7 protein-coding genes are annotated in these 10615 nt (G+C 65.2%); all 7 read right to left on the bottom strand.

Features of this window, described 5'->3' with window-relative positions:
* Window positions 1-412 precede the first annotated feature (412 nt).
* A complete protein-coding gene (locus tag EOA23_RS26525; RefSeq protein WP_127306329.1) occupies window positions 413-3388 on the bottom strand; it encodes a bifunctional [glutamine synthetase] adenylyltransferase/[glutamine synthetase]-adenylyl-L-tyrosine phosphorylase in 2976 nt (991 codons plus the stop codon).
* Window positions 3389-3400: 12 nt separating this feature from the next.
* The gene (locus EOA23_RS26520) at window positions 3401-4879 is read right to left on the bottom strand and encodes a HAMP domain-containing sensor histidine kinase (protein WP_127306328.1); all 1479 of its coding nucleotides are present in this window, start codon (window positions 4877-4879) and stop codon (window positions 3401-3403) included.
* An 8-nt stretch (window positions 4880-4887) separates the two neighbouring features.
* On the bottom strand, window positions 4888-5562 hold the full coding sequence (locus tag EOA23_RS26515) for a response regulator transcription factor (protein ID WP_042642042.1): 675 nt from the start codon (window positions 5560-5562) through the stop codon (window positions 4888-4890).
* A 309-nt stretch (window positions 5563-5871) separates the two neighbouring features.
* Window positions 5872-7428, bottom strand: a complete 1557-nt coding sequence (locus EOA23_RS26510; RefSeq protein WP_127306327.1) for a Do family serine endopeptidase — start codon at window positions 7426-7428, stop codon at window positions 5872-5874.
* A 441-nt stretch (window positions 7429-7869) separates the two neighbouring features.
* A complete protein-coding gene (locus tag EOA23_RS26505; RefSeq protein WP_127306326.1) occupies window positions 7870-8334 on the bottom strand; it encodes a cytochrome c-type biogenesis protein in 465 nt (154 codons plus the stop codon).
* Window positions 8331-10316 carry a heme lyase CcmF/NrfE family subunit gene (locus EOA23_RS26500; protein ID WP_127306325.1) on the bottom strand — a complete coding sequence of 662 codons (1986 nt, stop codon included), beginning with the start codon at window positions 10314-10316 and terminating at the stop codon, window positions 8331-8333. Before EOA23_RS26500 ends, EOA23_RS26505 begins: the two co-directional genes overlap by 4 nt.
* Window positions 10316-10615 (bottom strand): cytochrome c maturation protein CcmE (gene ccmE / locus EOA23_RS26495; protein WP_145966486.1); only part of this gene is annotated, 300 nt, incomplete at its 5' end. The genes ccmE and EOA23_RS26500, both read right to left, overlap by 1 nt.

Here is a 10615-nt window from a genome sequence, read left to right as displayed (position 1 = left end):
CTATAGACCAAGGCGACGACGAGACCGAAATATCCGACCTGCAGAATGACCATGGCCAGCATTGCCCATCGGAGCGCCGTCCAGACGGAACCAGTTTCCATGTCAGCCCAGATCGCCACCATGAATGACGCCGCAAACATGCCCACCAAGAATTTCTGAAGATCCATGGTTGCCCAGCGCCCCAGGTTTTGGCGATTTGGGGGGCTTTCAAGTCAGCCGTTGAAAGAACCCGCCGCTCCATTTGCGAAGCGGCGAGGCCCCCCTTCGTCGGGGTGATGATTGACCCCGGCATTGCTGACAGTGCAATTGCGGTGCCAGACCCGTTGCCCCATTACGGGACACCTCTGCCAATGGCGCAAGGCCGGATCGCCGATTAATATTAACTGTGGCTAATGTGCCACCCCGAGGAATCTCATGGCGACGATGCGGGTGATAGCGATGCTCCCGCACGAAGCAGACGGTCGAAGTCCTTCCTGACCTTCCTCGACATCTCCTTGAGATGCGCTTCCAGCACAGCGAAATCCGGCAGGTCGGTGACCGCCAGGAGCAGGTCCGAGAGGCCCGGCGGGACGTCGTCGCGCTGGAACTCGCCGGTGAGGCAAAGCCTGATCATCTGGGTCAGCGCCAGATAGAGCCGGTAGGCCTCGCCTAGCTCTTCACGGACATCGGCGCCCGCGAAATCGGGGGCAAGCCGCGCCAGAATGTCGACTGTCGCCGTCACCCGGCGGCCGGGCTCGACATTGCCGGTGATGGTCGCGACCTGGGCGATGAATTCGAGATCGATCAGTCCGCCGGGGATCAGCTTGATGTCCCAGAGGTCGCGCGGCGGCTTTTCCTTTTCGATCAGCGCGCGCATCTCCGAGGCTTCGGCTTTCACCTTGGCGGCGTCGCGCGGCTGCGCCAGAACCGCCGCCACCTCTTCCTCGAGCTCGGCACAGAGTTCGGCATCGCCGCCGATGGCGCGCGCCCGCGCCAGCGCCATGTGCTCCCAGGTCCAGGCATCCTGGCGCTGATATTTCTTGAACGCGTCGATATGGGTGGCGACCGGCCCCTTGTTGCCGGAGGGGCGCAGGCGAAGGTCCAGTTCATAGAGCACGCCTTCGGCGGTCGGCGCCGAGACGGCGGCGATTAGGCGCTGCGTCATGCGGGTATAGTAGTGCGACGGCGCCAGCGGCTTGTCGCCGTCGGACTCTTCGGCATCCGCGTCATGGTCATACAGCAGGATGAGATCGACATCGGAGCCGGCGGTGAGCTCGCGGCTGCCGAGCTTGCCCATGCCGAGCAGCGCCACCCTGCCCCCGGCGATGCTGCCATGGCGCTGCGCGAATTCGGCGATCACCGCTTGAAGCGCCGCCTCGATGGTGAGGTCGGCGAGATCGGAAAAGGCACGCCCCGCCCGCGCAGGATCGATCGAGCCGGCAAGCAGGCGCACGCCGATCAGGAATTTCTGCTCGGAAGCGAAGATGCGCAGGCGATCGAGCACGTCCTCATAGGCGCGGTCGCCCTCGATGAAGGCGGCAAGGCGGGCCGAAAGATAGGCGCGATCCGGCAATTCGGTGAGCAGCGCCGGGTCGAGCAGCCCGTCAAAAACATGCGGGCGGCGCGTGATGATGGCCGCCAGCCGCGGGGCCGCCCCCATGATCGTCGCCATCAGCTTGAGCAGCGCCGGATTGGATTGCAGCAGCGAGAAGAGCTGGATGCCCGCCGGCAGGCCGGCAAGGAACTCGTCGAAGCGGATCAGCGCCTCGTCGGCGCGTCGCGTCTGGCCGAAAGCCTTGAGCAACGCCGGCGTCAGTTCGGTCAGCCGCTCGCGCGCTTCGGCCGACTGGGTGACGCGGTAGCGGCCGAAATGCCAGCCGCGGATGACCCGGCAGATGTCGCTCGGCCGCTGGAAACCCAGCCGATGCAAGGTCTGCAGGGTGTCGGGATCGTCGACATCGCCGGTGAAGACCAGGTTGCCGATACCGGCCGACAGTTCGGGCGCGGTTTCGAACAGTGCCGCGTAGTGGCGCTCGACCTGCTGTAACGAGGCGCGGAATGCCTGGGTGAATTCGGCCTCGCCGGCAAAGCCCAGCATCAGCGCAATGCGTTCCAGCCCCTCGTCGCTGTCGGGCAAGATGTGCGTCTGCTCGTCCGCCACCATCTGGATGGCGTGCTCGACACGGCGCAGGAACCAGTATTGCCGGGTGAGCGCATCGCGCGCATCGGCGGTGATCCAGCCGCGCGCGGCGAGCGCGCCCAGCATCGGCACCGTCTCGCGGCCGCGCAGCTCAGGGAAGCGGCCGCCGGCGATGAGCTGCTGGGTCTGGACGAAGAACTCGATCTCGCGGATGCCGCCGCGGCCGAGCTTCACATTATGGCCCTTCACCGCGATCTCGCCATGACCCTTATGGGCATGGATCTGGCGCTTGATCGAATGGACGTCGGCGATGGCCGCATAGTCCATGTATTTGCGCCAGACATAGGGCTGCAATTCCTTGAGGAAGGCGGCGCCGGCGGCGAGGTCGCCGGCGACTGGGCGCGCCTTGATCATGGCGGCGCGTTCCCAGTTCTGGCCGCGCGCCTCATAATAGCGAAGCGCTGCCTCGACCGGGATCGCCAGCGGCGTCGAGCCGGGATCTGGGCGGAGCCTGAGATCGGTGCGGAAGACATAGCCGTGCTCGGTGCGGTCCTGGAGGATGCGCACGAGCCGCCGGGTGAGCCTGGAGAACAGCTCAGTCGCGTCGAGCGGGTCGATGACGGCCGCCGCTTCCGGATCGAAGAAGACGACAAGGTCGATATCGGAGGAAAAATTCAGCTCATGCGCGCCGAGCTTGCCCATGCCGAGCAGGATCCAGCCTGAATCCTTGGCTGGCACCGCCGGCTTCGGCAGCTTGAGCTTGCCTTGCCGGTGCGCGTCGAGCAGCAGGAAATCGACGGCGGCGTTTGTACAGGCGTCCGCGAGATCGCTGAGGCGGCGCACCGTCACGGAGGTTTCCGCCTCGCCGGAAAGATCCGCCAGCGCGATCAGTAAATGCGCTTCCGTCTTCCATTGCCGCAGCGCCATCATCAGGGTCGATTCCGAGGCGTCGTCCGCCCTGGCCGCGCCGCCGATCGCCTCGCCGATGGCGCCGAGCCGAGCTTCGATCGTCTCGTCGAACAGCGTGTCGAGAATTGCCGGCCGGCGGCGCGCGACATCGCGCAGGAAGGGCGAGAGATCGAACACGGTCGCCATCAGGTCCTGCAGCGGCCCCTCGCCCGCCAGCAGCGCGGCGAGGCGGGAAAGCCCCTCCTCCTCGGCGGCATCGGCGATCTCCGACAATTCGCGCCGGGCATGCTCCGCGTCCAGGGGCTGGAGCGTCAATGTCGGGCTAAGCCGGAACTCGGATTCGATTTTCTTCTTCGCCATTCATCCGAACCATCAATGCGTCTCCCGCAATGGAAAACTCATGACCACGGACAATCCTGGATTGGCGGGCAAAAGATCAAGCCTGCCGTTGTGGAAAGTCATGATGGCCTTGGCGAGGCTGAGGCCGAGGCCCGAGCCCGGCTGCGAGCGGCTCTTTTCCAGGCGCACGAAGCGCTCGGTGGCGCGGGCACGATCGGCGTCGTCGGGAATGCCGTGGCCATTGTCGGTGACGGTAAGCTTGATTTCGCTTCCGGCGCGCTCCAACGCCACCCGCACTTTCGGCGCCTCGGCGGCGTCGGTCGAGTATTTGATGGCATTGTCGACGATGTTGGACAGCGCCTGACCGATCAGCTCGCGATTGCCGTTGATCGTGAAGGCCTCGGGGACGGTCGCCTCCAGCGTGACACCCGCTTCCTCCGCCACCGGCTCGTAGAGCTCGACGACGTCGCTCACCGTGGCGGCGAGATCGACCGGACCGGTCTGTTCCGAGGAATAGCCGGCCTCCAGTCGCGAGATCATCAATATGGCGTTGAACGTCTTGATGAGCTGGTCGGACTCCGCGATCGTGCCTTCCAGCGCCTGGCGGTAGTCTTCCGTCTTGTGCCGGCCGGCAAGCGTCGCCTCGGCGCGGTTGCGCAGCCTGGTCAGCGGCGTCTTCAGATCATGGGCGATGTTGTCGGAGACCTGCTTCAGTCCCTCGTTCAGCATGGCGATCCTGGCCAGCATCGCATTGAGGTTTTCCGACAGGCGGTCGAATTCGTCGCCGGCGCCGGTGACCGGCAGCCGTCCGCTGAGGTCGCCGCCCATGATGCGGCGGCTGGCATCGGACACGCTGTCGATGCGTTTCAGCGCGGCGCGCCCGACAAAGAACCAGATCAGCAGCCCGCCCAGGCCCATCATGCCGAGCGCCAGCGTCAGCGCCCGGCTGATGACGGCTCGGAAACGCTCGGGTTCGCCGAGGTCGCGGCCGACCAGCATGATCATCTGGTTTGGCAGTCGCAGCACCAAGGCGATGGCGTTGTGGCCCTTTTCGCCTGTCGACTGGGGAGTGCTGTTGTCGCCGGCCTGGGGCGCGGGCTGGTCGGTAGCTCCACTGCGCAACCGGTCGAGCTCGCCTTCGCCGAAGCGCTGGTAGGAGAAGGGCTCGGTCGTCCAGCCCTCGGTCTCGATGACGCCGGGTTCCAGGCTCTGCACGTTGCCGGTCAGGATCTGGCCGTTGGCGTCGGCGATGAGATAGAGGTTGGCGCCGGGCTGGCGCGAGCGGTTTTCGACGACGCGCACCAGCACGGGCAGGCCGCCGCGCTGATAGGCACGGGCGAGGCCCAGCACCTCCTCGTTGATGGTCTCCTGCGTCTGCGCGGTCAGCATGCGCGCCGACAGCGACGTCATGTAGAAGACGAGCAGCACCGCGCAGAGCGCAAAAAGCAGAAGATAGAGCGCCGAGAGCCGGGCCGCCGTCGTCTTCATGATGGCCGGCAGGGAAAGAGCCATTTTGCTCCTTAACCGCCTTTCAGCATGTAGCCGGCGCCGCGGATCGTGTGCAGGATCGGCTTGTCGAAGCCTTTTTCGATCTTGCCGCGCAGGCGCGAGACATGGACGTCGATGACGTTGGTCTGCGGATCGAAATGATAGTCCCAGACATTTTCCAGAAGCATGGTGCGGGTCACCACCTGGCCGGCATGGCGCATCAGATATTCGAGCAGGCGGAACTCGCGCGGCTGCAGCGTGATCTCGCGCCCGGCCCGCTTGACCGAATGCGACAGCCGGTCGAGCTCGAGGTCGCCGACACGATACACAGTCTCGGATTCGCGCGCCCCGGCACGGCGGTTCAGCACCTCGACACGGGCCAGCAATTCGGAAAAGGCGTAGGGCTTGGTGAGATAATCGTCGCCGCCGGCGCGCAAGCCGGTGACGCGGTCGTCGACCTCGCCCAGGGCGGACAGGATCAAGACCGGCGTCGTGTTGCCGCGCGAGCGAAGCGCGGCGATCACCGACAGGCCGTCGCGGCGCGGCATCAGGCGGTCGACCACCATCACGTCATAGTCGCCGGCATCGGCCAGCGCGAAGCCGGTCTCGCCGTCGCCGGCGACATGGGCGGTGTGGCCCGCCTCGGCGAAGGCTTTCTGCAAGTAGTCCGCCGCCTCGCGATCGTCTTCCATGACGAGAATCTTCATGGAGCCGTTATACGCGATTTCATTGGAGGTTTGAGGGGCAGTCATTGCGTCCTGCTTTGCCTTCATTAGTCGCATGTCTTCTTCCCAAAACCGGCAACCACTTTTGGGCGACATGCATTTCGCTCCGCATGTCGTAATCCCAAAACCGGTGCCCACTTTTGGGCGACATGCGATAAAGCGGCAGCGGGTGATGGGAAACCCGCTGCCGCCAGGAGCGAAACACGGTGACTGACTTACGTGCTCGGCCCCATGTTTCCCCACGGCGGCTCGGGGGTGTTGATACCGCCATGGGGAAGCTGAAAGTTAATATCAGCCCTTGCCGACCGGCAGCGCGACGAAGCGGTTCGAGTCGTCGCGGGTGATCTGCATCAGCACGGCCTTGCGGCCGGCCTTGGCGGCATCGGTCATGGCCTTGGAGACGTCGTCGGTGGTGTTCACCTCGTTCGAATTGATCGAGGTGATGACGTCGCCCGGCTGGATGCCGCGGTCGGCCGCGTCGCTGTCGGGATCGACATCGGTGACCACGAGGCCCTTGCCCTTTTCCGCCTTGGTGACGGTCAGGCCGAGATCGGCAAGCGTGTCGGGCTTGGCGGCAGGCGCCGACTGCTTGCTGTTGTCGTCGTTCGAGGCCTGCTTGTCGCTCGCGGGCAGCGTGCCGAGATCGACCTTGACCGTCTCGGACTTGCCGTCGCGCCAGACGGTGACGTCGACCGACTTGCCCGGCGAATAGGCACCGATCATGCGGGCGAGCTCCTTCGGCGAAGCGACGTCCTTACCGTCGACCTGGGTGATGACGTCGCCGGCGGTGATGCCCGCCTTCTTGCCCGGACCGGCATCCTGGGCGCTCGAGACCAAGGCGCCCTTGTCCGACTTCAGGCCGAGCGATTCGGCGATGTCGGAGGTGACCGGCTGGATCTCGACGCCGAGCCAGCCGCGCTGGACCGAGCCGCTCTTCATCAGGTCCTGGACGACCTGCTTGGCGGTGGAGGCCGGGATGTCGAAGGCGATGCCGACGCTGCCGCCCGACGGCGAGAAGATGGCGGTGTTGATGCCGATAACCTGGCCGTTGAGGTTGAAGGTCGGGCCACCCGAATTGCCGCGGTTGACCGACGCATCGATCTGGATGAAGTCGTCATAGGGGCCAGCGCCGATGTCGCGGCCACGGGCCGAGACGATGCCGGCGGTGACGGTGCCGCCAAGGCCGAACGGATTGCCGACGGCAACCACCCAGTCGCCGATGCGGACCTTGGAATCGTCGGCGAAGTCGACATAGGTGAACTTGTTGCCGCCGCCATCGACCTTGAGCACCGCGAGGTCGGTACGCGGATCGGTGCCGATCAGCTTGGCATCGAGTTCCTTGCCGTCATTGGTGACGACGGTGAAATCCGAGCCTTCCGACACGACATGGTTGTTGGTGACGAGATAGCCGTCCTCCGAGATGAAGAAGCCCGAGCCCTGGGCAACCGGGCGTGGCTCGCCATTGCCGTGGTCGCGATGGCCGAAGCGGCGCATGCCGAACTGGCCGCCCTGCCCCTGGTCGCCGAAGCCGCGGAACTCCTTGAAGAAGCGGCGCAGCTGCGGGTTGTCGGGCAAGTTGTCGAAACCGCCCTGATCGTCCGAGCCGTCATCGGCGGTCGGCTGGATCTTGGCCTTGACCTTGACGCTGACAACCGCCGGCGAGACATGCTCGACGACATCGGCGAAGCTCGGCATCTGCGGGGCCTCGACGCGCACGGCATCGGCCAGCACGGGGGCGGTGCCGGTTGCGAGCATACCCGCGCCGACCGTGCCGACAATGGCCAGGGAAGCGACGGCGGCCATCAGGCGCTTTCGGGTGCGGGAATATGAATTGGGGGCATTATTCATGGGGTTTCTTATCCTCTATCGACGCGGATGCGCTCAGGCGAAGCATCCTCGGGCAAGAGAATTAGGGAGCCGCACATTACGGCGCCATTTCCGGAACATGAAAGTTTTGTAATGTTGGGGATTGGTGGAAATCGACGCGGTGATCGAAGCCGTGGAAGCCGAACGGACACGCGAGGTGTAGCCGCCCTTTGGAGATTAGCTGATACCTCCGCGACGTCGTCATTCCAGGGCGAAGCAAGGAGCGAAGCGACGCGCGCAGACCCTGGAATCCATGCCGTGACGTTCGTCGAGGACGCAGCGGAGCAGAATTCTGCACCGTTGGCAGCGCGTCGTCGGAACGGAATGGATTCTATGGTCTGCGCGCGTCGCTTCGCTCCTTGCTCCGCCATAGAATGACGACCCGCGAACGGCTACCGCCAATTGTCGATGTCAATGATGGAACTAGTCGCGCAGCATCTTGTCCAGCGCCGCCTTTTCCTCCGCGCTGAGAGCGCTGTCCGATGCCGGGCGGCGCGAGCGGGCGCTGAGCACGATGAACAGGCCGCCGGCCAGAAGCAGAAGCACCGGCGTGCCCCACAAAAGCGCGTTGCGGAGGGTGAAGCGCGGCTTCAAGAGCACGAACTCGCCATAGCGCGAGACGATATAATCCATCACCTGCTGGTCGGTGTCGCCGGCGACGAGGCGCTGGCGCACGAGGATGCGCAAGTCGCGGGCCAGATCGGCGTCGGATTCGTCAATCGACTGGTTCTGGCAAACCATGCAGCGCAGGCCCTCGGAGAGCGCACGCGCCCGTTCTTCCAAAGCCGGGTCCTGCAGCACTTCGTCAGGCTTCACCGCCTGGGCTGCGCCGGCCAAGAACAGCGCCAGGAGCAGAACCAGCGAGGCGAGTGAAAACCTCGCTTTCATGTCGGGCTCGTCAACGCGGCGGCCGGCTTGCGGCGCCTCGCGGGCGCGCCGACACGCAGGCGGCGGTCGGCCAGCGACATGGCCGCGCCCGCCATCATCACCAGGGCGCCGCCCCAAATCAGCGTCACCAGCGGTTTCCACCAGAGGCGCACGACGACGGAGCCGTCATTGCCCTCGTCACCGAGCGACAGATAAAGCTGGCTCAAGCCGAGCGTTCTGATGCCGGACTCGGTCGTTGCCATCTGCCGGGCCTGAAAGAAGCGTTTTGCCGAAGATATCTCGCCATTGGCATTTCCGTCTGCGCCGATCAGCAGGAAGCGGGCGCGATCCTCGGTGAAGTTCGGACCCTTCTGGGGAAAAAGCCCTTCGAAGCGCAGCGTGTGGCCGGAGAGATCCACCGTCTCACCGGGCCGCATGGTGAGGATTTTTTCACTGCCGAAGCAGAGCGTGCCGACGATGCCGAGCAAGGTCAGCCCAAGGCCGAGATGGGCAAGCGCGGTGCCGAAGACCGAGCGCGGCAGGCCGGCGAAACGGCGAAGCATGACAGCCGGCGCCACCGAGCCGGCGCCGGATCTGACGGCAAGGTCGGTCAGCGCGCCGGCGACGAGCCAGACGGCGAGGCCGACACCAAGCGCTGCAAAAACCGAGGCGCCGTCGATGAACAGGCCGGTGACCAGCATCGCGGCAATCGCGAGTGCGAAGGCCGCCATCAGCCGCTGCGAGGCGGCGATCACATCACCGCGCTTCCAGGCGAGCAACGGGCCGAACGGCACAATTGCCAGCAATGGCAGCATCAGCGGGCCGAAGGTCAGATCGAAGAAGGGCGCGCCGACCGAGATCTTGCCGCCGGTCAGCGCCTCAAGCGCCAGCGGGTAGAGCGTGCCGACCAGCACCGTCGCTGTGGCGGTGGTGAGAAAGAGGTTGTTGAGGACCAGCGCGCCCTCGCGCGAGATCGGGTGGAACAGGCCGCCGGCCGTCAGGCTGGAGGCGCGCAGCGCAAACAGCGCCAGCGACCCACCGATGAACAAAGTCAGGATGCACAGGATGAAGACGCCGCGCGCCGGGTCAGTGGCGAAGGCATGCACGGAGGTCAGCACGCCCGAACGCACCAGGAAAGTGCCGAGCAGCGACAGCGAGAAGGTGAGGATGGCAAGCAGCAGCGTCCAGATCTTCAGCGCCGAGCGCTTCTCCATGACGATGGCCGAATGGAGCAGCGCGGTGCCGGCAAGCCAGGGCATGAAGGAGGCGTTCTCGACGGGATCCCAGAACCAGAAGCCGCCCCAGCCGAGCTCGTAATAGGCCCAGTAGGAACCCATGGCGATGCCGCCGGTGAGGAACATCCAGGCGACCAGCGTCCACGGCCGCACCCAGCGCGCCCAGGAGGCGTCGATGCGGCCCTCGATCAGCGCCGCGACCGAGAAGGAAAAGCAGACCGAGAAGCCGACATAGCCGAGATAGAGCAGCGGCGGATGGATGGCGAGGCCGAGGTCCTGCAGGACCGGATTGAGGTCGCGCCCCTCGACCGGCGCCGGATTGAGGCGGATGAACGGGTTGGAGGTCGTCAGGATGAACAGGAAGAAGGCCGCGCCGATCATGCCTTGCACGGCAAGCACATTGGCCTTGAGCGTCGCCGGCAGATTGTTGCCGAAGACGGCGACGAGCGCGCCGAAGAAGGTCAGGATCAGCACCCACAGAAGCATCGAGCCTTCGTGGTTTCCCCAGGTGCCGGTGATCTTGTAGATCGTCGGCTGCAGCGAATGGGAATTCTCCCAGACGTTGGCCACCGAGAAGTCCGAGCCGGCATAGGCGCTCGCAAGGGCCGTGAAGGACAGCGCCGTCAGCGCGAAGCCGGTGACGGTGACCGGGCCGCCGACCGCCATCAGCCGCTGATTGCCGGTGCGGGCGCCGACCAGCGGCACCAGCATCTGCACCAGCGACAGCGCGAAGGCGAGCACGAGGGCGAAATGACCGGTCTCAACCATTATTGGCTCTTGCTTTCAACCCAGACGCCCTTGGCCTTCAGGCCGTCGGCGACTTCCTTCGGCATATAGCGCTCGTCATGCTTGGCCAAAACACTGTCGGCGACGAAAACCCCATCCGGACCGAAAGCGCCTTCGGTTATGACGCCCTGCCCCTCGCGGAAGAGATCGGGCAGGATGCCGGTATAGGTCACCTTGACCGATTTCTGCGTGTCGGTGACCGAGAAGGCCACGGTTGCGCCGCTGCCGCGCACGACGGTGCCGTTCTCGACGAGGCCGCCAAGACGGATGCGCTGTCCGGG

It is taken from the genome of Mesorhizobium sp. M2A.F.Ca.ET.042.01.1.1, assembly GCF_003997405.1.
In the GTDB taxonomy this organism is placed as follows: domain Bacteria; phylum Pseudomonadota; class Alphaproteobacteria; order Rhizobiales; family Rhizobiaceae; genus Mesorhizobium.
This window is presented reverse-complemented; position numbering and strand designations above follow the sequence as displayed.